Consider the following 21,066-nt stretch of genomic DNA (forward strand, 5'->3'; position numbering starts at 1 on the left):
ACCGACGCCGATGCATCCCGACCCGACGTTCCTGTGGCTGCTGCCCGAGCATGCCGTGGACCGCTTCGCCACGGCGCTCGGCGGGACGCGGCTGCTCACGGCGCAGGAACGCGCCGGGCTGGAACGGCGGCTCACCGCGGGTGCGCGGCGCCGGTACCTCGGTGCGCGGCTGCTGTGCCGTTACGCGCTCAGCGCCCGCACCGGCCGCCCGCCCGACCGGTGGCGCTTTCGCACCGGCGACTTCGGGCGCCCCGAACCGGAGCCCGACGAGGAGGGCGTGCGCTTCAACCTCTCCCACACCGAGGGCCTCATCGCGTGTGTCGTCACCCAGGGGCGCGGCTGCGGGGTCGACGTGGGCCCCACTCCCTCCACGGGCCGGCTGACGACCCACCTCGCCCACCGGCTCGCCCCCGCCGAACGCGCGGAGCTCGCCGCCGCCGCTCCCGGCGTCCGGGCGGCCCTGGTCAGTGAGTTCTGGGTGCTGAAGGAGGCGTATCTCAAGGCCCTGGGCACCGGGTTGTCCCGGGGCCTCGACGGCTTCTCCTTCGTGCCGCGGACCGCGGACCGGATCGCCGTGCACGACCCGGAGCAGCCGGCGGGGACCGATGCCCGCTGGTGGTTCGACCTGCTCCACCCCGGCCCGGGGCACGTCCTGGCCGTCGCCACAGAGAACGGGCGGCCAGGTGCCCTGCGCCGCACAGACCTCTCCGACCTCTCGTACGTATGAGACCGACCATGAAGGACAAGCTCATGCCGCAGCCCACCACCCCACGAGTCGCCGTCGTCGGTGCCGGCGTCGCCGGCATCTCCGCCGCCTATCACCTGCGCGACCGCGCCCGGATCACGGTCTTCGAGCGGGAGGACCGCCTCGGCGGGCACGCCAACACCGTCGAGGTCGAGGAGAACGGGAAGATCCTCGGCATCGACACGGCCTTCGTCGTCTTCAACCGTCCCGCCTACACCAACCTTTGCGAGTTCTTCGACGAGCTGGGCGTCGATGCCGTCGAGCACCGCGGGGCCTTCAACTTCTTCGACCTGGACTCCGGTCTCGAGTACGGCACGAAGGAGCTCGGCCTCAGCGAGGAGGAGGTGGCCGGGCGCTACTCCGAGGAGTTCCTGACCATTTGGCAGGAGGCCAGGCGCTTCCACACCGAGGGCCGCAAGGACTTCGTCCGCAAGCGGGCGGACATTCCCCTCGGTGAGTACCTCGACCGCGGCGGATACAGCCAGGCCTTCCGTCACTCGTACGTGATCCTGCTCTGCTCGGCGGTCTGGTCGATTCCCGCCGAGCTGATCTGGGAGATGCCGGCGAGCACCGCGATCGCCTTCTTCATGGGCCACGACGAGGGTGGTCTGGGCGGCCAGCACGTGGACTGGCGGACGGTGGGCGGCGGTTCGATCTCCTACGTACGCAAGGCGATCGCCGCGATCGGTCCCGAGGTGCGCCTGGGCGAGGCCGTCAGCCGCATCCACCAGGAGGCCGACGGCGTCACGGTGACCACGGACAAGGGCAGCGAGAAGTTCGACTACGTGGTGGTCGGCGCCCACGCGGACGAGGCGCTCGCGATGCTCGACAACCCCACCGGGCGCCAGCACGAGGTGCTCTCCAAGGTGGAGTACAACTCCTCCAAGGTCATCCTGCACACCGACCCCTCCGTGGTGCCCGAGGACAAGAGCCGCTGGGAGGCCTGGAACTACGGCAAGGTCGAGGTCGGCGGACAGCCCAAGACGTTTGTCGCGTACTACATGAACAAGCTGCACGGATTCACCGCCGAGAAGGACTACTTCGTCACCCTCGACTACCCGGGAGAGGTCGACCCGGCGACGGTGATCGCGGAATTCCCGTACACGCATCCAATCATCAATGTCGATGTGCGCGAAATGCAGAACGACATCTACAACGTCAATGAGGGAACCCGCGTGAAGCTGTGCGGCTCCTACTTCCACGCCAAGCGGCACGGCGTGGACCAGATCGGCTCCCACGAGGCCGGCTACTCCTCCGGAATGGAGATCGCGGCCCAGCTCATCCGCGAACTCTGATCCCCGGAATACACAAGCGCCCTTGCGTGCCGCGTCCGGTACGCAAGGGCGCTTGGTGTGTGCGGTCATGCGCCGCCGGTGCGCAGAGCCTGCCCACTGAGGATGTTCGTCAGATAGCCGACGACCGACCGGGCCGTCTGCTGTTCCGCCTCGATCTGGTTCATCTCCTGCCGCAGCCGGTCGATTTCGCGCCCGCCGGCCGCAGGGGCCGTCACCCGGGCGCGCTTCCTGGCTTCGGGACGCTCCGTCTCGTGCGCGAACAACGCGGGCGCCTGCACGCTGATCTGCTCAAGGCGGGCGGTCAGCAGGGGAGTGCCGCCGTGCGCCGCGGTCAGCCGCTGCCGGGCCCGCGTGTAGACACGGATCGCGTCCGCCCCGCGCCCGCAGCGGCACAGGGCCAGCATCAACTGGTCGTGGAAACGCTCGCGCAGCGGGTGCGCAGCAGTCAGTTCCTCCAGCTCCGGGATGATGCCGCGGTGCTCCCCGGTGCGCAGCGCGCAGTCGAAGAGGATTTCCAGAGCCTGCTGCCGCTCCTCCTCCAGCTGGGCGACCAGCGCCGCGCAGACAGGACCGTGGGAGCCGCCCTCCAGCGCGCTGCCGCGCCAGAGACCGAGCGCCCTGCGCAGTGAGTCGTACGCACCGCGCGGATCGTCCTGCGCAACGCCCTGGGCCTGCGCCACCGCCAGGCAGAACCGGCCGCTGTCCGTCTCCGCCGGGCGGGCCTCCAGCAGATAACCCGCCGCCCGGGCGACGATGCGCGGTGTGTGGGCACGCTCGGGCTCGACCTCGAGCAGGACCTTGCGGAGCCCGGAGACATGGGCGTTGAGCGTGTTGCGAGCCTTCCGCGGGGGCAGCGCGCCCCACAGTTCCCAGATCAACCGCTCCCTCGGGACGGGGGAGTTGGGACGGGCGAGCAGAGTGCCGAGAAGCAGTCTCTGCTTGGGGCTGGTCAGCGGGATGCGCCGGTGCCGCTTCTCGTCGTACAACTCGGGCGAGCCCAGAATCCGGAACTGCATGCTCTTGCCTCCCCGTGCGCCGTCCACGGCGTTCGCCGTGTTGCGTTCAGCTCACGAGCAGACCACCCGGCGGCAGGCCGGGCCTGAGTCATGGGTACTCACCTTCGCCGCCGCGAGCCGGGTGCGCCGGGCCCCGGGGGGCACGTGTCTTTCCAGCCATGTGAGTACTGATCACTCACGTACGGGCGGACGCCGCGTGGTGAAGTAGGCGCAGCGCCGGAAGTGCTGTCAGCCGCGGTACCTGACGGTTGACTCGGCTTCCTGCGCGAGCCGGCGCAGGGCCAGCAGCGCCGGTTCGAGCAGGAACGTCAACAGGACGGCACGCTCGGCCTTTTCGATCGGCTCGGCAGGATCCTGGAGCTGATCGAGGTCCAGGGCGGCGGTCTTTTCGGCGAGCTGCGCGTAGGGAACGAGGTTCTGCCAGTCGTAGTCCATTCCGAGCGATCTGAGGGTGTCCAGTGTCTGGGTTATGACGTGCCGGGCGGGGTTGTGCTCGGTGACCGTCCAGCCCATCTCGGCCAGCAGCGCGTTCACTTCGGAGGTGTCCGAGTCGGGGTCCCCGTCCTTGGCTGAGTCCTTGGCGGCGGAGTCCTTGGCACCTGAGGCGGGCCAGACACCGAAGACGAGCCCGAGCAGTTCATGGGTGTCCGTCTCGACCTCGGAGAGCGCGTCGAGTACGTCCTTGGCGGCACTGACGGTAAGACCCCGCACCCCGATCAGGGCGCGGATCAGCCGGAGGCGCTGCACATGCGACTCGCCGTACTCCGCCTGGGTCGCGGCGGTGGCGCGGCCGGGCGGCAGCAGCCCTTCGCGCAGGTAGTACTTGATCGTCGCGGTGGCTACTCCGCTGCGGCGGCTCAACTCGGAAATTCGCACCTGGTCCCGCTTCCCACTGGCAATTGGGCAGCTCTACTGTCTAATATAGATACTGCCACTCACCAACTGTGGATGCGAGGATACCGTGCCGACTCTTCCTTGGACGACGCCGAACCCTGCCCGACCCGACACCCGCGCCTTCGTCATGGCCTCGCGTCTCGAGGTGAAGTCCAAGAAGGACGTGCCGCGCTTCTTCCTGAAGTCCCTCTCCGCCTGGGGCCAGGTACGGTCCGCGCCCGGAGCCCTCGGGGCGTCCCTGGAGGCCCAGCTGTTCAAGGGGGTCTTCTTCACCCTCTCGGCCTGGGAAGACAGGGACGCGCTGTACAAGTACGCGCGCACCGAGCCCCACAAGAGCGTGATGACCGGCCTGCGGTCGACGATGAGCGGGTCGACGTTCACGTTCTGGGAGGTGCCGGTGGAGGAGCTGCCGATCTCCTGGAAGGACGCGAAGCGCCGCATCGACGAGCAGGCCCGCGCTGACGCCAACCGCACCACCTGAACTCCCGGCCCGGGGTCGCCCCCGTCCCCGGGCCGGGGCACCAACGGACGGGCTGAATATTCAGCCCGTCCGGCGTTTGAGGACAACCCGCTCAGGCGACCACCCGCGCCAGCAGGAACCCGTCCCACCCCTTCGTCCCCACCGTCTGCACCGCCGTCGCCTCCAGCCTCTCCTCCCGCCCCACCAGCTCATACATCGCCCGCGTCCCCTCAATCGCCGGGTCCGCCCGGTCCGCGTCCACCACCCCGCCGCCGCGGATCGCGTTGTCGACGATGATCAGGCTGCCGGGGCGCGTGAGCTTCAGCGCCCACTCCACGTAGTGCGCGTTGTTCTGCTTGTCCGCGTCGATGAAGACCAGGTCGAACGGCCCCGCCCCCGGCTCCTGTACCAGCTTCGGCAGGGTCTCCAGGGCCGGGCCCACCCGGACCTCCGCGATCTTGTCGAGGCCCGCGTGCGCGAGGTTCGCGCGGGCGACCTCCGCGTTATCGGGGCTGTACTCCAGGGAGATCAGCCTGCCCTCCTCCGGCAGCGCCCTGGCCAGCCAGATCGTGCTGTAGCCGCCGAGCGTGCCGATCTCCAGGACGGTCCGCGCCCCCTGGATCCTGGCCAGCAGATGCAGCATCTTGCCCTGGTTCGGGGCGACATTGATGGCGGGCAGCCCGGCCGCGTCGCTCGCCGCGAGGGCCGCGGTCAGGGCTTCGTCGGCGGGGACGAGGAGATCGGTGACATAGCGGTCGACTGCGTTCCACTGCTCCTGGGTCATACGCCCAACCTATTTCAGGCGGGCGGGAGTTTTCAGGGCAACGGCGGGGGCGCATGGACGGGCGGCGGCGGCAGCACCGGCCTCCTCCGCCGTGCCGTCGTCCGCCACGCCCCGGCGCCCACCAGCACCACCAGGCCCCCGCCCATCGTCAGCAGCCAGACCGGCACACCGCCCGCCGTCAGCAGTTCGTCCTCGTACACCACCCGACGGAACGGGGTGTCCGCCCCCGCCGCGCGCAGCTCATGGTCGTCGTCGATCCGCTCCGGCTCGGGGAAGCTCTGGTCCAGGGCCGTCAGAAAGGTCTCCCGGCCGCCGGTGAACCCACTCAGCGGCCCGTCCGGCTCGACCTTCCCCGCGTACGTGACCTCCGGCCGGTTCCCGCCGATCGAGCTCCGCGGCTCCATCCGGTGCGGCGCGAGCACGTACAGGCCCAGCGACTGCGCGGTCTTCGCGAGCCGCGACAGCCGCATCGGATAGATCAGCTTCGCGCTGGCGAAGCGCAGCCGCAGCGGATCGAGGGTGCCGCGCAGCACCGCGCCCTCGGCCTGGGGCGCCAGCCGTACGGCGACGTACTCCCACTTCTGCTCGACGTACGGCTTCAGCTCGCGCGCCAGCCCGTCCGGCAGCTCGAAGCCGTTGCTTTCCAGCCAGCTTCGCAGCGCCCCGGGATCCGTCGCCGTCAGCCGCGCGACGTCGAAGTCGCCGAGGCGCTCGCGCCCCACCACGCCCACCGGGGCCCCGGCCCTCGGCGCCGGAGCGCCCGCGCTGTCCGTGTCCGTGCCCGAGAAGGGCCAGTCCCTGGCCCGCGGCCAGAAGTAGTGCCGCTTGCGGTGTGCGGGCGCGGTGACCGTCTCCAGCTCCTCGAAGAGGGCCGCGTCACCGAGCTCGACCGTCGCCCGGCTGGGCACCGGCATGATCCACGCGGCCTTCGGGGCGTCCCCGTCAACCGTGAAGCGCATGACGATCTGCTCGGTACGGCCGTCCCAGCCGACCACCGAGGTTTCCCGGTCGACTGCCATATGGGACCCGCGGCCCGGGACCATCGCGCCACAGCCGCAGGCGTACGCCGGGCTGATCAGCGAGCCGAGCTGCAGCGCGAGCAGCGCCAGCACCACGAACAGCGTTTTCTGTCGCCTGCGGCCCGGCATGTGGCCAGGCCTGAAGTCTTGTATGTTCCCCCGCATGCTTCCTGTGACGAGGCCGCGGACCACATGGTTCCGGTGCCGTTCAGCGAGATAATCAGTCAAAACGGAGTGACACTCAGGCGAAGAGGGGGTTGCCTGAGTCTCCCTCATGGGGCAGTGCGACCCTCTATGGATCGCAAATCCGGGACGGACTACACAACGCAGGGGAGGCTCGGCGCGAGGTGGCGAACGCGGAGCACAGTGTGCACGGGAGTGCGACGACGGACTCGAGGATGGGTGCGGCCAGGGTCGCGCTGTGGCTCGTAGCCGCCGTACTCGCGATACGGCAGACGGCAGCGGTGCTCCGGCAGCCGCCGGGTGAGCGGCTCACCGACCTGGAGACCTGGATCGGCGAGAACGGTGTCCTGCATCTGAAGGGCTCGCTCTACGACGCGGACAAGTTCACCGGTACGCCCTTCGCCGGGCTGGTGCTCAAACCACTCGCGCACTCCGCCGAGCAGAGCCTCGGCGTCGCCTGGACCTTCGGCACGCTCCTGCTCGTCGTCGGTATCGGCCTGGTCGTGGCCCGCGCCCTGCCGGGCCCCGTGTCGCGCCGCAGCACCGTGCTCGCGACGCCCATCGCCATCAGCTTGCTGATGCTGTCGCTGCCTGTGCGCAACAGCTTCTACCTCGGGCAGACCAGCATCATCCCGGTCCTGCTGGTCCTCCTTGGCTGCTTCGCCGTCCGCGGCGAGAGATCCTCCGGCGTACTGATCGGTGTCGGCGCCGCCCTGCAGCCCACCGTCCTGCTCTTCGCGCCCCTGTTCTGGTTCACCGGACGCAGACGCGCCGCGGTCACCTCGGCCGGCACCTTCGCGCTGTGCTCGGGGCTCGCCTGGGTCACGCTGCCCAGCGACTCCTGGACGTACTGGGTCCACCACGTCGCGGGCGCGGGGCTCGGCGCCAGCCCGGACAGCCTCGCCAACCAGTCCCTCCACGGAGCCCTCCTCCGCTTCGGCCTGGAGGGCCCCCTCGAAATCTCCGTCTACCTCGCGCTCGCCGTCGCCGTCTGCTTCGTCGGCCTGCGCCGCGCCGTCCGCTACGCCGAGGACGGCCAGCTGCTGCTCGCCGTCGCGCTGACGGGCTGCGTGGCCGTCGCCGTCTCGCCCACCGCCTGGCAGCACCAGCTCCTGTGGGTGCTGCTCGCCGTCGTCGGCCGCGTCGGCAAGCGGGCGTCCGACCGCATGCTGTGGCCGGTCCTGATCATCCTGGCGATGACCCTGCCCGGGAAGATGCTGCTGCCCAACATGGTGGTGCTCTATCCCGTACGCGACAACGTCCTGCTGACAGCGGCCCTGGCCGCAGCCTGCGCGGTGCCCTTCCTGCCGCGCACCTCGCCGTACTTCCGCCGGCCCGTCCCGACCCGGTACGCGATCCCGGCCCCCGCCCGCTGGAGCCGGGTGCCGCTGCTGCCCTACTGGCGGCGCGTGATCAGCCGCCCCAACCTGCTGCTCGAACTCCTGGTGATCCGGGTCGGCTACTCCGCCTACTCGCACATCCGGGCCGCCGCGACCGGCGGCGTGGCCGCGGCCGAGGAGCACGGCCGCCAGATCTTCGACATCGAGCAGGCGCTCGGCATCGACGTCGAGCACTGGATCAACCACGCGGTGGTGAAGGCGAAGTGGGCCGAGGCCTTCTTCGACTTCTACTACACGTCCTTCCACTTCGTGGTGCCGCTGACCATCCTCGGCGTCCTGTACGCCCGCCGCCCCGCCGACTACCGCTGGGCGCGCGCCTCACTCGCCTTCGCCACGCTCCTCGCGCTGCTCGGCTTCTGGCTCTACCCGCTGGCCCCGCCGCGCCTGATGCCCGGCATGGACTACATCGACACGGTCCACGGCCCGCAGGACCTCGCCAACCCGGACTACGGAGCGATGACCGCGGTCACCAACCAGTACGCGGCGATGCCCTCGCTGCACTTCGGCTGGTCCCTGTGGTGCGGGCTCGTCATCCTCGTCCTCGCGCCCAAGCTGTGGATGAAGCTGTTCGGCCTGCTCCACCCGCTGTTCACGGTCTGCGCGATCGTCGCCACGGCGAATCACTGGGTGCTGGACGCGGCGGGCGGCGCCGCGGTCGTCGGCGCGGGCTTCGGCCTGACGTATCTGCTGGCCGGGCGGCGGCAGCTGAGGCTGCCGGGAGGCGCGCTGCCGCACGCGAGGGCGGATGCCCCCGCGCAGGCGGAAACGCCGGTCGCGGCCGCACCGAAGTAGTACGCGAACAGCCGCCGCACCGAAGTAGTACGCGAACAGCCGCCGCACCGAAGTAGTACGCGAACTTGCGTGGCCCCAGGGGGTACGGGAAGTCCCGTACCCCCTGGGGTGGATCGTCGCGTCCTGCCAGGATCCGCCAGCGGCGCCGGTTCCGCCACTCGGAGACCCAGGTCGTGTGTTCCGGCGGGAGGCAGGGGCGGGGCGTGGGATCGGAGCCCCTGCCTCCCACGGCTCGGCTCGTCAGCCGTGGCTGACCTGGAGCTCCTTGATGCCGTTGAGCCAGGCCGAGCGCAGTCGGCGGGGGGCGCCCGCCAGGCGGAGGTCGGGCAGAACGTCCGCTATCGCGTTGAAGATCAGGTTGATCTCCATGACGGCGAGGGACTTGCCGAGGCAGAAGTGCGGGCCTCCGCCGCCGAAGCCGAGGTGCGGGTTCGGGTCGCGGGTGATGTCGAACTGCTCGGGCGCGTCGAAGACTTCGGGGTCGTTGTTGGCCGACGAGTAGAAGAGTCCGACCCGGTCGCCCTTCTTGATCTGCTGCCCGCCCAGTTCGAGATCCTGTGTGGCGGTGCGCTGGAAGGAGACGACGGGCGTCGCCCAGCGCACGATCTCCTCGGCGGCGGTCTCCGGGCGTTCGCGCTTGTAGAGTTCCCACTGACCGGGATGGGTGAGGAAGGCGTGCATGCCGTGGCTGATGGCATTGCGCGTCGTCTCGTTGCCCGCCACGGCCAGAAGGATCACGAAGAAGCCGAACTCGTCGTTGGAGAGGTTGCCTTCGTCCTCCGCGGCGACCAGCTGGCTGACGATGTCCTTGGCCGGACACTCCTTGCGGGCCGCGGCGAGGTTCATCGAGTACGAGACGATCTCCATCGCCGCCTCGGCGCCGATCTCCTCGGTGATCGCGTACTCGGGATCGTCGTAGGCCGCCATCTTGTTGGACCAGTCGAAGATCTTGGTGCGGTCCTCCTGCGGTACGCCAATGAGCTCGGCGATCGCCTGGAGGGGGAGTTCGACGGCGATGTTGGTGACGAAGTCGAAGCTGCCACCGTCCTTCGCACCCGCCAGCGCGGTCTCGACAATGGCGCGGGCGCGACTGCGCAGGGCCTGCTCCAGGGAGCGGACCGCCCGCGGGGTGAAGCCGCGCTGGACGATCTGGCGTACGCGGGTGTGCTCCGGCGGGTCCATGTTGAGCATGATCAGCTTCTGGACCTCGATCTGGTCGCGGCTGATGGACTCGTTGAAGCGGATGACGGCCGTGTTGGTGTTGGAGGAGAACAGTTCGGGATGTGTGGAGACGTGCTTGACGTCGGCGTGCCGGGTAACGACCCAGTAGCCCTCGTCCTGGAAGCCGGAGATGCCGGCCGGCTGCGCGCACCACCAGACCGGGGCGGTCTGCCGCAACTCGGCGAACTCCGGGTAGGGGACGCGGGCGTGGAGCAGATCGGGATCGGTGAAGTCGAACCCTTCGGGCAGATGGGGGCAGTCCTTCGGCAGCTTCAAGGTCAACTCCAGTTCTGGCGGCGGTGTCAGTGACACGGATCTGTCTGACGACCCATCAGAAGTTGACCGAAAGGTAGTAACGAGTTCTACAAGTGGCAAGGGCCATGGCGGGTTCTGTTGCCTGCGGCGCTCGCAGCGGAGGCGTGCAAGAGTCTTGCGTACCGGGGGTAACTCTCATCAGACTGCACTGAGAACTAGAACGCGTACTAGTTCCAGCTGCGAGGCGCCGGGACGCCCAGCGGCTGGGTGAGGAGAGGACGAGCTCATGGCCGCGGAACCCGTCATCGTCGAAGCAGTACGCACTCCGATCGGCAAGCGCGGAGGCGCGCTCGCCAACCTCCATCCCGCCTACCTCCTGGGCGAGACCTACCGCGAACTCCTCGGCCGCACCGGCATCCACGCCGACTGCGTCGAGCAGGTGGTGGGCGGCACCGTCACCCACGCCGGCGAACAGTCCATGAACCCCGCGCGCAACGCCTGGCTGGCGATGGGGCTTCCGTACGAGACCGCGGCAACGACCGTGGACTGCCAGTGCGGATCCTCGCAGCAGGCCAGCCACATGGTCGCCAACATGATCTCGGCGGGTGTCATCGACGTCGGCATCAGCTGCGGCGTCGAGGCGATGTCGCGGGTGCCGCTGGGCAGCGGGTCCAAGCACGGGCCCGGAAAGCCCTTCCCCGACGAGTGGAACGTCGACCTGCCCAACCAGTTCGAGGCCGCCGAGCGCATCGCGCGCCATCGCGGACTCACGCGCGAACGGGTGGACTCCCTGGGGCTGTTGTCACAAGAACGGGCGGCCGTCGCCTGGTCCGAGGAGCGCTTCAAGCGGGAGACTTTCGCCGTGCAGGTGCCGACGACGGAGGAGGAACAGGCCGCCGGACAGGGCATGTGGCGCCTCGTCGACCGCGACGAGGGACTGCGGGACACCAGCATGGAGGCGCTGGCACGGCTGAAGCCGGTCATGCCGACCGCCGTGCACACGGCGGGCAACTCCTCACAGATCTCGGACGGCGCGGCGGCGATCATGTGGGCGTCGAAGCGGATGGCACGCGCGCTGAAGCTGAAGCCGCGCGCGCGGATCGTCGCCCAGGCACTGGTCGGCGCGGACCCGCACTACCACCTGGACGGGCCGATCGACGCGACGCGGGCGGTGCTCGGCAAGGCGGGGATGTCGCTCAGGGACATCGACCTGGTGGAGGTCAACGAGGCCTTCGCATCAGTGGTGCTGAGCTGGGCGCAGGTCTTCGAACAAGACCTGGAGAAGGTCAACGTCAACGGCGGCGGGATCGCGATCGGGCACCCCGTGGGGGCGACCGGGGCGCGGCTGATCACGACGGCGCTGCATGAACTGGAGCGCAGGGACAAGGAGTTCGCGCTGGTGGCGATGTGCGCGGGGGGTGCGCTGGCGACCGGCACGATCATTCAGCGCCTGTAGATCACGTGCTGGGGGCCCGTGCTGGGGGGTGGGCCCCCAGACCCCCGTATGCGACCTTCGGCCGCATGTCCTCAAACGCCGGACGGGCTAATGGGATCAGTACCAGCCCTGGGACTGCCACGCGGACCACGCGCCGCACGGGCTGCCGTAGCGGTCGTTCATGTAGTCCAGGCCCCACTCGATCTGCGTCTTGGGGTTGGTCTTCCAGTCCGCGCCTGCGGAGGCCATCTTGCTGCCGGGCAGCGCCTGGACCAGGCCGTACGCACCGGAGGACGGGTTGGAGGCGTTGGAGTCCCAGCCGCTCTCGTGCGACACGATGTTGCTGAAGCACTCGAACTGCGCGTCGTCCTTGATCATCTGCTGGGCGATCGCCTTCGCCGAGCCCGTCTGCGAGGGAGCGGCGGCGGCCGAGGCCGGGTTGGCGCCCAGCACCATGGCGGCGGAGCTCAGTACGAGAGCGGAGCCGACCAGAGCGGTCTTCGGACGGTTGGCGATGCGGCGGATGATCGAGCGGGACACAGAGAGGCCTAACGTCGGGAACAGGGCGGTCGCACGGGCATGCCGGACTCTCGTACGTACGAGGGATTCCGGCCGCCCGAGTGGCGCTGCGGCTCTGCGGCTCTCTGGCGAGCCCGTTGGCGCCTTGCGACCTGAACAGTTCTAGCGAGCGGATCAGACCCTCGCAACGACCGCTGTTACTAGTGGAGGTCGCACCCGGGGTGACCTGCCCGGGGGGCTTGACGGGCCGTGTTCGCACAGGTCGCCGCCGCAATGAGGCGGTTTGTCCGGGGTGCCGGAAGGCTCCTATGCCGCCTAGTACGGGACCCGGGTCGTGTGGGGCGGCTCACGCCGGAGGGACCCTTCCGGGGGCCTCGAATGTGACCCGCGCCTCGAAGTTGGCGCGTCGCGTGGCGCGGCGCAGCGCCTTGAGGACGGTGGAGCCGATGGTGAGGGCCAGGACGACGGTGAGCGCGGCGCGGCCCAGGTCCCAGCCGAAGGAGGTCGCGGCGCAGTAGGCGAGGAAGCGGACCAGGTTCTCGTGGACCGGATCGCCGGGATGGAAGGAGATCCCGGAGGACAGGCCGCCGATGTACGTCCAGCCCTGCAGGTTCATGACCGTGCCGTACGCGAACGCCGCGACCGCTCCGTAGACCCCGAGCATCGCCAGCTCGGCCCGCCCTCGCAGCCGGTGCGGGCCCGGCAGGAGCCCGGCGCCCATCGTGAACCAGCCCATAGCCAGCATCTGGAACGGCATCCAGGGGCCCACACCGCCCGTGAGCAGGGCGGAGGCGAACATCGTGACCGAACCCAGGACGAAGCCGAAACCCGGACCGAGGACCCGGCCGCTCAGCACCATCAGGAAGAACATGGGCTCCAGGCCCGCCGTGCCCGCGCCGAGGGGCCGCAGCGCCGCGCCGACCGCCGCCAGCACGCCGAGCATCGCCACCGCCTTGGCGTCCATACCGGTGTCGGCGATCGTCGCCACGACGACGGCGACGAGCAGCGGCAGCAGCGCGGCGAAGAGCCAGGGGGCGTCGGCGGAGTGGGCCAGCCCGGAATCGGCGTCGGCGAGCAGCGGCCAGCCGAAGGCGATCACACCGATACCGCTGATCAGGACGAGGGCGGCGATGGAACGCGGGCCGAGCCTGATCGCGCGGGCGCTCACAGGGCGTCCTCGACCTGGGCGACGGTCAGCCACGGCTGAGGAGCCAGGATCTTGGCGACCTGCGGAGCGAAGGCGGGGGACGACACCACGACCTCGGCGGTCGGGCCGTCGGCGACGACCTCGCCGTCGGCCAGGATCACCACGCGGTGCGCGAGCTCGGCGGCCAGTTCCACGTCGTGGGTGGCCAGAACGATGGCATGGCCCTCGGCGGCGAGGCCCTTCAGCACGGCGACCAGACGTGCCTTCGCGGCGTAGTCCAGGCCACGGGTCGGCTCGTCGAGCAGCAGCAGCGGTGGCCTGCCGGTCAGCACGACCGCGAGCGCGAGCGCGAGGCGCTGCCCCTCGGACAGATCGCGGGGGTGAGTGGCGTCCGCCAGGCCGGGAAGCAGCTCGCCGACCAGGTCACGGCAGGTGCCGGGCGCTGCGCCCGCGTCGGTGTCGGCGGCCGCGCACTCGGCCCCCACAGTGTCCGCGTACAGCAGATCGCGCGGCTCCTGCGGTACGAGACCGACCCGGCGGACCATCTCGCGCGGGTGGGTGCGGTGGGGCGTCCGTCCGCCGACCAGGACGGTGCCGGAGGTGGGCTCGATCATGCCGACGAGGGCGGCGAGGAGGGTGGACTTCCCGGCGCCGTTGCGTCCCATGAGGGCGATGGCCTCACCGGGCGCGACCGTGAGGCTGACGTCACGGAGAGCTTCGACGCGGTCACGGCGGACGGTGAGTGCGGTGGCCCGGGCGAGCGGGCCGTTGTGGGTGCCCTCAGCCGCCGGCCGGGAAATCCAGCCCCTCCGGCGTTTGAGGAGCGAGGAGGTTGGGGGTCCCCCCGGACGGAGTCTGGGGGAGGGCGGGGTGGGGGAAAGCCCCGCCAGGCGCTCCCGCAGCGCACCCGCCCTGCGCCTCGCGTCCCGTACCGACAGCGGCAGCGGATCCCAGCCCGCCAGGCGGCCCAGGCCCACGACCGGCGGGTGGACGGGGGAGATGGCCATGATGTCCGCAGGGGCGCCCATGACCGGAGCCGCTCCCGGCGCGGGCAGCAGGATGACCTGGTCCGCGTACTGCACCACCCGCTCAAGCCGGTGCTCGGCCATCAGCACCGTCGTGCCGAGGTCGTGCACCAGCCGCTGCAGCACCGCCAGCACCTCCTCCGCCGCCGCCGGGTCCAGCGCCGACGTCGGCTCGTCGAGGACCAGCACCCCGGGGTGCGGGGTCAGCACCGAGCCGATCGCAACCCGCTGCTGCTGGCCGCCGGACAGCGTCGCGATCGGCCGGTCGCGGAGCTCGGCCAGTCCGAGGAGGTCCAGCGTCTCCTCGACGCGGCGGCGCATCACGTCCGGGGCGAGGCCGAGCGACTCCATTCCGTACGCCAGCTCGTCCTCGACCGTGTCGGTGACGAAGTGGGCGAGCGGGTCCTGGCCCACCGTGCCGACGAGGTCGGCGAGTTCGCGGGGCCTGTGGGTGCGGGTGTCGCGGCCGCCGACGGTGACACGCCCACGGAGGGTGCCCCCGGTGAAGTGCGGGACAAGCCCGGACACGGTGCCGAGCAGGGTCGACTTGCCGACGCCGGACGGGCCGACGAGCAGCACCAACTCGCCCTCGGGAACGGTCAGATCGACGCCGCGGATCGCGGGCGCGTCCGCGTCGCCGTAGGTCACCGACACGTCTTCGAAGCGGATCACGGTTTCTCCTGCGAAGGCTGCGCGGGGGCGGGGGCGACGAAGGCAGGCAGCAGCCCGATGAGGATGCTCGCCGCGGGCCAGAGGGGAAGCGTGGGCGCGGTCAGCGGTACGACGCCGGGGTGCAGGGCCTCGGGGGCGTACACGCTCGCCCGGATCATCAGGGCCGCGACCGCCGCGCCGGAGCCCGCGACCAGCCAGGCCCGTGGCCTCCAGCGGTCGGGGCGGTAGCGGGTGCGTACGGAGCGGCGGCCGCCGAGCCAGAGGCCGCCCGCCGCCGCCGCGAGCCCCGCGACCAGCAGAGGCACCCCGTAGGCGAGGCTGGTCGGGTCGAGCAGCCCGTACGAACCGACACAGACGCCGAGGAGTCCGCCGAGGGTGAGGGCGGTGGTGGTGTGCCGTACGGCGGGCGGCACCTGGGCGGTACGCCCGTATCCGCGCGCGTCCATCGACGCGGCGACGGCGACGGAACGCTCCAGCGCGCCCTCCAGGACGGGCAGTCCGATCTGGACGAGCGCCTTGATGCCGCCGGTGGGGCGTCCGCGCAGTCGGCGGGCGGTACGCAGGCGCACGACGTCGGCGACCATGTTCGGCGCGAAGGTCATGGCGACGACGACGGCGACACCGGCCTCGTACAGCGCGCCCGGAAGGGACTTGAGCAGACGCGCGGGGTTGGCGAGGGCGTTGGCCGCGCCGACGCAGATGAGGAGGGCGGCGAGCTTCGCGCCGTCGTACAGCGCGAAGACCAGCTGCTCGGCCGAGACCCGGCCGCCGATGCGGATGCCCTTCGCCCAGTCGGGGAGGGGGACTTCGGGAAGGGTGAGGAGGGTGTGCGTACCGGGGATGGGCGATCCGAGGACCACGGAGAACAGGACGCGGATGGCGATGACGACAAGGCCGAGCTTGACGAAGGCGCCGTAGGACCGGGCCCAGGGCGCGTCGGTACGGCGCGCGGCGACGACGTATCCGGCGACGGCGACGATGAGCCCGAGGAGCAGCGGATTGGTGGTCCGCGACGCGGCGACGGCCAGCCCGAGGGCCCAGAGCCACCAGGCACCGGCGTGCAGGGCGTTACTACGACTGGCCTCGGGCGCGAGCCTCGGCCGGCGGGGGTGGCGGGGCTTGGCGTCCGCGGCGCGGCTCCCGGGACGGCGGTGCGCAACGGTTCGCCCGCGAAGCCACCCACCGTGCAGGAACCACCAACGCCCCCTGGCCCACGTCCACCACGAACCCGGTACAAGCCCCGTCGGGCTCGACTCCTCGGCGTCGGCGGCATACAGGCGTCGGTGCAGTGACCCGGTGTTGGCCGCCAATCGCCTGTGGGGACGACCCTGCACGGGCCCTCCCCACGGGGACGGCGTGGACGCGGCCCCGCCGGAGTTCGCCCGCGAGGCCACCCACCGTGCAGGAACCACCAACGCCCCCTGGCCCACGTTCACCGTGGACCGGGGGACCTGCGGCGACGGGACTGCCACACCGCTGCCGCCCCCAGCGCCGCCACCGCCGCGATGCCCGCGATGATGCCGACCGACGGGCCGCCACCGTCCCCGCCGCCCGCCGAAGGCTTCGGTGAGGCGGAAGGCGTGGGCTCGGATGCCGCGACCTGTTCGCCGCAGCCCGACTTCGGGTAGCCGGAGATCGCGCACAGCAGCGCCTCGCTGTTGTAGCGCAGCGGCTTCGCCACCGACGCCAGTGCCTCCGCGCTTGTCGCGTCCTTCGGCACCTGCGCGCACGCCACCCGCAGCGCGGGCGGCGTCTCGCCCGACGGGGCGTCCGCCGGAGTGCCGGAGTCGATGACCAGGGCGATCCGCTTGGCGTCCGCCTTCGCGGGCGTACCTGCGCAGATCGCCTTGAAGTCGGGCGCCCTGCGTGGCTTGGCCGAGTCAGCGCTGTCCTGGCTCACCGAGAAGCGGAAGCCGTTCACCGCCCCGTCCTCGGGCCGAGCCGTCGCCGGGCCCTCGGTGGCGTACGTCCAGGTGTCGCCACTGCTCTGCCAGAACGACCAGTAGCGGTACCCGGCCGCCTGCGCCGGCCCCGCGCCCAGCACCGTCAGCGCGGCGCCGAGCGCGAGGACCAGGGCGAGAAGTCGCGTACGCATCAGCGCTGCTGGTTCTTCCGGCGGCCGCTGATCAGGAAGCCGACGCCGACGCTCGCGATGAAGAAGACGCCGATGATCCACCACACCCCCATGCCCGAGTCCGAGTCGGAGTCCTTCTTCTCGGACTTCTCGGCCGCCGCGGCCTTCTGAGGCGCGGGGCCCGTCGCGTTCAGGCCCGCCACCAGGTCCGTACCCCCGAAGCTCTTCGGGTCCGTACCGGCCGCGTGGGCCGCGAAGATCAGCTGGGCGTACGCCGCGGGACCCGCGCCCTTCGCCCACGCCGCGGAGTTCTGCTCCAGCCACGCCAGCGGCTTCTTCGCCTGGTCGCCGAGACCCTGTGCGCTGAGCGCCACGACCGCGTCCGCCGTGTTCCCGAAGTCCGGCTTCTCGGTCGGGTCCTCGGAGCCCGGCATCGGGGCCGTGTTGAGGTGGCCGGTCTTGGCGAGCGCGGTCGCCAGGTACGCCGCGCCGTTGTGCGCCGCGCCCTCGACCGTCGTCGACTTCTCGCAGACCGTCCCCTTCGCGTCCTTCGCGCCCGCGGTGGCGACAAACCCCATGCCGTGCGCCCCGAGCACCGCCGCCGAGGTCGAGTCCGCGACGATGCCCGGCTGCTTCGGCTGGTAGACGAACGCCCCGCTGTTCTTCCCGCCGCACGGCTGCGCGAACGTCAGCAGCGCGTCGTACGGCGTCTTGCCGCCCTTCGACTTCACGCCGTCCGGCTTCTCGCCCGCCGCGGCGAGCGCGCCGATCACGATCGACGTGGAGTTCGCGTCGCTGGCCCCGCCGGGGTTGTAGCTCCACCCGCCGTCCGCGTTCTGTACGGACTTCAGCCAGCCCACCGACTTCTTCACGGCGGCGTCCTGCCCGCCGAGCGCGGCGAGCGCCTGCACCGCCGCAGCGGTGGCGTTGGAGTCCAGCGGCAGCTTGACGTCGCAGGGCTTGGCCGTGTCCGCGCGATACGAGGGGAAGGCCCCGCCGTCGCACTGCTGCCCGGTCAGCCAGTCGACCGCCTTGGCCGCGGGCTTCACGCCCACGGTGTCCTGCGCGAGCAGGGCGAGCGACTGCCGCCAGACGCCGTCGTAGGTCGGGTCGCCCGTCCCGTACAGGCCGGAGGGGGTCGCGGGCGCCGGCGTCGGGCTCGGCGCCGCGACAGCAACGGGGCCGACGGCCACGCAGAGCACGGCGGATGCGGCGAGCGTGGCTGCGCTGCGGCGAACGGTCATGGCGGGCGGTGCCTCTCCACTGGGGAGCCGGGCACGGGCGCACTCGGGCACCAGGGCTCCGGCTCCGTATTCCTCGACGGTGCCGGCCACCGGCGGGCTGCCGGTGGCGCGAGCCGGTCACACCTGTGTACGGGGCATTCCGACTCACCGCCTGCGACGGCGGCTCACGGTTGCGGGTCAGTGCCGGATTTGCACCGGCTTCCCCCCGTACGGGTGTGATGACGACGCGCTCACTCTACCGGCCGGTCACCAGCACCCGGCGGGGCGCATCCTGTCTCCGGCCGGCCTCGGCCGAGGTCGGCTCCTGGGGGCGACGCCCGTGGTCCTCGGCCCGACACCACGGCCCGACCGCCACCGGGAGTCGTTCGGCCGTCAAGCGGATGTGGAATGCGGCGTGTTGAGATGATGGGCGGGTGCGCTTCTGAGTACGCGTACTCAAGGCGCGGCGGTCGCTGTCGGCGAGAGTGGTGCGCACACCGAAACGACAGGAGACCGCCGTGCCCATGTCCCGCAGACTCAGCCGACCCGCCACCACCTCCCGGCGCCGCAGGGTCCGTGTCGCAGCTGCTGCCGCACTCGCGGGTGCGGCAGCAGCCGTGGCACTCACCGGATGCTCCTTCGCGTACGAGGAGGACATCTGCAGCAAGGGTGAGTACCCCGTCATGACGGTCGGAGGAACCGGGTCCGCATGCGTCTCGGATGACAAGCAGCCTCCGAAGGACTACACGCGATACCCCGAGGGCAAGGTGCCGAAGCAGGTCGACGACAAGTGGGACGTGTACTGGCGCACCCATACGCTCGACAAGGACGGCAAGATCATCGACGCGCCGGACGCCGGCTGACCGCCCGGACCCGTGTAGGCCTCGTACGGGGCCGATGCCCCTGGGCGTCAGGGCTGGGCTACCGGCACCTGCAGTTCGGTCACCCAGTCGTCGCGGTTGTCGGGGCACTCCAGGTTTATCTCCCGGGGGTATCCGGTCGACCGGTGACCGTTGCCGTCGATCCAGCGGGCCAGAGCCTGGGCCGTGGGCAGCACCGTATCCATCGAGCCGCGGTGCACGATCGTCGCCGCCTGGTCGATGGGCGGCAGGTCGAGCACCCGGAAGGCGCCATCCTGAAGGGGAGCCTCGACCTGGACGGCGGCGTGGACGCTGATCCTGCCACCGCCCTCCGGAACGTCCTCGTAGTAGGCGACACCGGGCCCCGCAGTCGTGACGCCCGCCGCGTCCAGGCGCCGGAACAGCTCGTCGTAGAGCGGCCCGATGACGGGGCTGATGTCCTCCGGCCCGTAGCTCGCGGCGGTCGCGGTCAGCTCCGCCACCCGGATCGCCGGGACGCTCTTGATGACGACGTCGTTCGTGGGCATGTGCCCCTCACTCTCGATCGACCGGAGCCTCGCCTCGACCTGGACCAGCCGCGCCGCCGCGGCGGCCATCGTGACCTCCAGCTCGGCCAACCGCAGCCGCAGCATGCCCCGCAGTTCCTCAGTGGTGACCTTCTCGTCCAGGATGTCCTGGACCTGCTGGAGGGTGAAGCCGAGGTCCTTGAGCGCGATGACGCGGTTGAGACGGGCCAGCTGGGCGGCCGTGTAGTGGCGGTAGCCGGTGGCAGGGTCGACATGGGCCGGGCGCAGCAGGCCGGTCGCGTCGTAGTGACGCAGCATCCGGACCGATACGCGGCCGTGCCGGGCGAAGTCTCCGATGGTGAACATGATGTCTCCGAGTTCAGCGCCTGACACGGTGTGAGGGTCAAGAGGCTGGAGTGCTCAACGGACGGACCCGAGTCCGGTGGGCCGGTTAGATCGTCGCCGCGTACACCGTCGGTCCGCACCCCGTCCGTGCCTCCGCCTTCCCCAGCTTCACCAGCCTGCGCAGGTGCGCCTCCGCCTCCGAGACCGCGATGTTCCGTGATCCGTACGGAATCTGGTCCCAGGGCCGGTTCCACTCCATTCGCTCGGCGACCTGCCACGGCGTGAGCGGCTCGGCCAGCAGCGCGAGCAAACCGACCAGGCGCTCCTCGTGGTGGGCGAGCAACTCCCCTACGCGGGAGGCCGCGTCGGGGAATGCGTACTGGTGTGCCGGCAGCACCTCGGCGGGGGCGAGGCGGCCGATGCGCTCCAGCGAGTCGAGGTAGTCACCGAGCGGGTCGGTGACGGTGGCGTCGTCCGGGTCCTCGTACAGGCCGATGTGCGGGGTGATCCCGGGCAGCAGATGGTCGCCGGAGAACAGCCTGCCGTTCCCGGGCCGGTTCGCCGGATGGTCCTCCTCCAGATGCAGGCAGACATGCCCGGGGGTGTGCCCGGGCGTCCAGATCGCGCGCAGCCGCCGCCCCGCCAGATCGAGGCGCTCACCGGGCACGATCTCCCGGTCGGGCAGCGCGGCCCGCAGCCCGGGCAACGTACGCATCCGCCCCGACGCGCGGGCCTCATGCAGCGGGGCGGTGTGCTCGTCGGGCGCACCGGCTCTGGTGAGCTTGTCGGCCAAGTAGTCGAGCCAGAGCCCGGGTTCGGCCTCGCGCGTGCGCCGCACGACAGCACTGTCGGCGGCATGCATCGCGATCCACGCACCGGACGCCTCGCGGACCTGGCCCGAAAGACCGTGGTGATCGGGATGGTGATGGGTGATGACCACACCATGAATGTCGCCGATGCCGACCCCGAGCGACCCGAGCCCGGCGGTAAGCGTGTCCCAGGAGGCGGGATCGTCCCAGCCGGTGTCGATGAGGACGGGACCGCGGTCGGTGTCGAGGAGATGGACGAGGGTATGGCCGAGAGGGTTGTCCGGGATGGGCACCTCGATGGACCAGACGCCACCGCCGTGGTTGATCACCTGAGTCATGAGGCTCTCATCTCTCTTCGGCGGCACGGCCATTGCCCACTATAACTAG

19 protein-coding genes and 1 riboswitch are annotated in these 21,066 nt (G+C 70.8%); of the genes, 6 read left to right on the forward strand and 13 right to left on the reverse strand.

What is annotated here, in order from left to right; genetic code table 11:
* Nucleotides 1-10 precede the first annotated feature (10 nt).
* Nucleotides 11-727: a 4'-phosphopantetheinyl transferase superfamily protein gene (locus OOK40_RS05390; protein WP_266476935.1), complete on the forward strand. Its 717-nt coding sequence runs from the start codon at nucleotides 11-13 to the stop codon at nucleotides 725-727.
* 8 nt (nucleotides 728-735) lie between these two features.
* Nucleotides 736-2,040, forward strand: a complete 1,305-nt coding sequence (locus OOK40_RS05395) for an NAD(P)/FAD-dependent oxidoreductase (RefSeq protein WP_266476937.1) — start codon at nucleotides 736-738, stop codon at nucleotides 2,038-2,040.
* Nucleotides 2,041-2,105: 65 nt separating this feature from the next.
* On the opposite strand, the gene OOK40_RS05400 is transcribed toward OOK40_RS05395, so the two are convergent.
* Nucleotides 2,106-3,056, reverse strand: a complete 951-nt coding sequence (locus tag OOK40_RS05400; RefSeq protein WP_266476939.1) for an AfsR/SARP family transcriptional regulator — start codon at nucleotides 3,054-3,056, stop codon at nucleotides 2,106-2,108.
* A gap of 228 nt (nucleotides 3,057-3,284) precedes the next feature.
* The gene (locus OOK40_RS05405) at nucleotides 3,285-3,932 is read right to left on the reverse strand and encodes a MerR family transcriptional regulator (protein ID WP_266476941.1); all 648 of its coding nucleotides are present in this window, start codon (nucleotides 3,930-3,932) and stop codon (nucleotides 3,285-3,287) included.
* A gap of 85 nt (nucleotides 3,933-4,017) precedes the next feature.
* Here OOK40_RS05405 and OOK40_RS05410 point away from each other — a divergent pair, with 85 nt between their 5' ends.
* Nucleotides 4,018-4,431, forward strand: a complete 414-nt coding sequence (locus OOK40_RS05410; RefSeq protein WP_266476943.1) for a DUF3291 domain-containing protein — start codon at nucleotides 4,018-4,020, stop codon at nucleotides 4,429-4,431.
* Nucleotides 4,432-4,522: 91 nt separating this feature from the next.
* Here OOK40_RS05410 and OOK40_RS05415 read toward each other — a convergent pair whose 3' ends face one another.
* Together OOK40_RS05415 and OOK40_RS05420 are read right to left on the reverse strand one after the other, a co-directional pair.
* Complete coding sequence (locus OOK40_RS05415; RefSeq protein WP_266476944.1) at nucleotides 4,523-5,194, reverse strand: O-methyltransferase; 672 nt, start codon at nucleotides 5,192-5,194, stop codon at nucleotides 4,523-4,525.
* Between the two features lie 32 nt (nucleotides 5,195-5,226).
* Nucleotides 5,227-6,342 (reverse strand): DUF2330 domain-containing protein, encoded by a 1,116-nt coding sequence (locus OOK40_RS05420; protein ID WP_266476945.1) that lies wholly within the window; start codon nucleotides 6,340-6,342, stop codon nucleotides 5,227-5,229.
* A 269-nt stretch (nucleotides 6,343-6,611) separates the two neighbouring features.
* On the opposite strand from OOK40_RS05420, the gene OOK40_RS05425 reads away from it, so the two are divergent.
* Complete coding sequence (locus OOK40_RS05425; RefSeq protein WP_266476946.1) at nucleotides 6,612-8,588, forward strand: bifunctional glycosyltransferase 87/phosphatase PAP2 family protein; 1,977 nt, start codon at nucleotides 6,612-6,614, stop codon at nucleotides 8,586-8,588.
* 240 nt (nucleotides 8,589-8,828) lie between these two features.
* Here the strand turns inward: OOK40_RS05425 and OOK40_RS05430 are convergent, their stop codons facing one another.
* Nucleotides 8,829-10,085, reverse strand: a complete 1,257-nt coding sequence (locus OOK40_RS05430) for a cytochrome P450 (protein WP_323136035.1) — start codon at nucleotides 10,083-10,085, stop codon at nucleotides 8,829-8,831.
* A 265-nt stretch (nucleotides 10,086-10,350) separates the two neighbouring features.
* Between OOK40_RS05430 and OOK40_RS05435 the strand changes: the two genes are divergently transcribed.
* A complete protein-coding gene (locus OOK40_RS05435) occupies nucleotides 10,351-11,520 on the forward strand; it encodes a steroid 3-ketoacyl-CoA thiolase (protein ID WP_266476947.1) in 1,170 nt (389 codons plus the stop codon).
* Nucleotides 11,521-11,616: 96 nt separating this feature from the next.
* Here OOK40_RS05435 and OOK40_RS05440 read toward each other — a convergent pair whose 3' ends face one another.
* The 6 genes from OOK40_RS05440 to OOK40_RS05465 form a co-directional block, all read right to left on the reverse strand.
* Entirely contained in the window at nucleotides 11,617-12,039 is a 423-nt protein-coding gene (locus tag OOK40_RS05440; protein WP_266476948.1) for a transglycosylase SLT domain-containing protein, read from the reverse strand.
* A gap of 325 nt (nucleotides 12,040-12,364) precedes the next feature.
* Entirely contained in the window at nucleotides 12,365-13,186 is an 822-nt protein-coding gene (locus OOK40_RS05445) for an ECF transporter S component (RefSeq protein WP_266476949.1), read from the reverse strand.
* Nucleotides 13,183-14,862, reverse strand: coding sequence for an ABC transporter ATP-binding protein (locus OOK40_RS05450; protein WP_266476950.1), 1,680 nt, complete (start codon nucleotides 14,860-14,862; stop codon nucleotides 13,183-13,185). Before OOK40_RS05450 ends, OOK40_RS05445 begins: the two co-directional genes overlap by 4 nt.
* The gene (locus tag OOK40_RS05455) at nucleotides 14,859-15,926 is read right to left on the reverse strand and encodes an energy-coupling factor transporter transmembrane component T (protein WP_266478895.1); all 1,068 of its coding nucleotides are present in this window, start codon (nucleotides 15,924-15,926) and stop codon (nucleotides 14,859-14,861) included. The genes OOK40_RS05450 and OOK40_RS05455 overlap by 4 nt, the downstream gene beginning before the upstream one ends.
* A gap of 368 nt (nucleotides 15,927-16,294) precedes the next feature.
* Nucleotides 16,295-16,957 (reverse strand): SCO2322 family protein, encoded by a 663-nt coding sequence (locus tag OOK40_RS05460; protein WP_266476951.1) that lies wholly within the window; start codon nucleotides 16,955-16,957, stop codon nucleotides 16,295-16,297.
* Entirely contained in the window at nucleotides 16,957-18,180 is a 1,224-nt protein-coding gene (locus OOK40_RS05465) for a prenyltransferase/squalene oxidase repeat-containing protein (protein WP_266478897.1), read from the reverse strand. Before OOK40_RS05465 ends, OOK40_RS05460 begins: the two co-directional genes overlap by 1 nt.
* Nucleotides 18,181-18,312: 132 nt before the next feature.
* Nucleotides 18,313-18,385, reverse strand: a riboswitch (cobalamin riboswitch).
* A 298-nt stretch (nucleotides 18,386-18,683) separates the two neighbouring features.
* Between OOK40_RS05465 and OOK40_RS05470 the strand changes: the two genes are divergently transcribed.
* Nucleotides 18,684-19,022, forward strand: coding sequence for an SCO0607 family lipoprotein (locus OOK40_RS05470; protein ID WP_266476952.1), 339 nt, complete (start codon nucleotides 18,684-18,686; stop codon nucleotides 19,020-19,022).
* Between the two features lie 47 nt (nucleotides 19,023-19,069).
* Here the strand turns inward: OOK40_RS05470 and OOK40_RS05475 are convergent, their stop codons facing one another.
* Entirely contained in the window at nucleotides 19,070-19,891 is an 822-nt protein-coding gene (locus OOK40_RS05475) for a MerR family transcriptional regulator (protein ID WP_266478899.1), read from the reverse strand.
* An 85-nt stretch (nucleotides 19,892-19,976) separates the two neighbouring features.
* Nucleotides 19,977-21,017 carry an MBL fold metallo-hydrolase gene (locus OOK40_RS05480; protein ID WP_266476954.1) on the reverse strand — a complete coding sequence of 347 codons (1,041 nt, stop codon included), beginning with the start codon at nucleotides 21,015-21,017 and terminating at the stop codon, nucleotides 19,977-19,979.
* Between the last annotated feature and the right edge of the window lie 49 nt (nucleotides 21,018-21,066).

It is taken from the genome of Streptomyces sp. NBC_01481 (assembly GCF_026339995.1).
Lineage (GTDB): Bacteria > Actinomycetota > Actinomycetes > Streptomycetales > Streptomycetaceae > Streptomyces.

What these genes read in the sequence shown, in the direction of transcription:
- OOK40_RS05390 (WP_266476935.1), top strand. Translation starts at nt 11, where the DNA reads ATGCATCCCGACCCGACGTTCCTGTGGCTGCTGCCCGAGCATGCCGTG.
- OOK40_RS05395 (WP_266476937.1), top strand. Translation starts at nt 736, where the DNA reads ATGAAGGACAAGCTCATGCCGCAGCCCACCACCCCACGAGTCGCCGTC.
- OOK40_RS05400 (WP_266476939.1), bottom strand. Translation starts at nt 3,056, where the DNA reads ATGCAGTTCCGGATTCTGGGCTCGCCCGAGTTGTACGACGAGAAGCGG.
- OOK40_RS05415 (WP_266476944.1), bottom strand. Translation starts at nt 5,194, where the DNA reads ATGACCCAGGAGCAGTGGAACGCAGTCGACCGCTATGTCACCGATCTC.
- OOK40_RS05420 (WP_266476945.1), bottom strand. Translation starts at nt 6,342, where the DNA reads ATGCCGGGCCGCAGGCGACAGAAAACGCTGTTCGTGGTGCTGGCGCTG.
- OOK40_RS05425 (WP_266476946.1), top strand. Translation starts at nt 6,612, where the DNA reads ATGGGTGCGGCCAGGGTCGCGCTGTGGCTCGTAGCCGCCGTACTCGCG.
- OOK40_RS05435 (WP_266476947.1), top strand. Translation starts at nt 10,351, where the DNA reads ATGGCCGCGGAACCCGTCATCGTCGAAGCAGTACGCACTCCGATCGGC.
- OOK40_RS05460 (WP_266476951.1), bottom strand. Translation starts at nt 16,957, where the DNA reads ATGCGTACGCGACTTCTCGCCCTGGTCCTCGCGCTCGGCGCCGCGCTG.
- OOK40_RS05465 (WP_266478897.1), bottom strand. Translation starts at nt 18,180, where the DNA reads ATGACCGTTCGCCGCAGCGCAGCCACGCTCGCCGCATCCGCCGTGCTC.
- OOK40_RS05470 (WP_266476952.1), top strand. Translation starts at nt 18,684, where the DNA reads ATGTCCCGCAGACTCAGCCGACCCGCCACCACCTCCCGGCGCCGCAGG.
- OOK40_RS05475 (WP_266478899.1), bottom strand. Translation starts at nt 19,891, where the DNA reads ATGTTCACCATCGGAGACTTCGCCCGGCACGGCCGCGTATCGGTCCGG.
- OOK40_RS05480 (WP_266476954.1), bottom strand. Translation starts at nt 21,017, where the DNA reads ATGACTCAGGTGATCAACCACGGCGGTGGCGTCTGGTCCATCGAGGTG.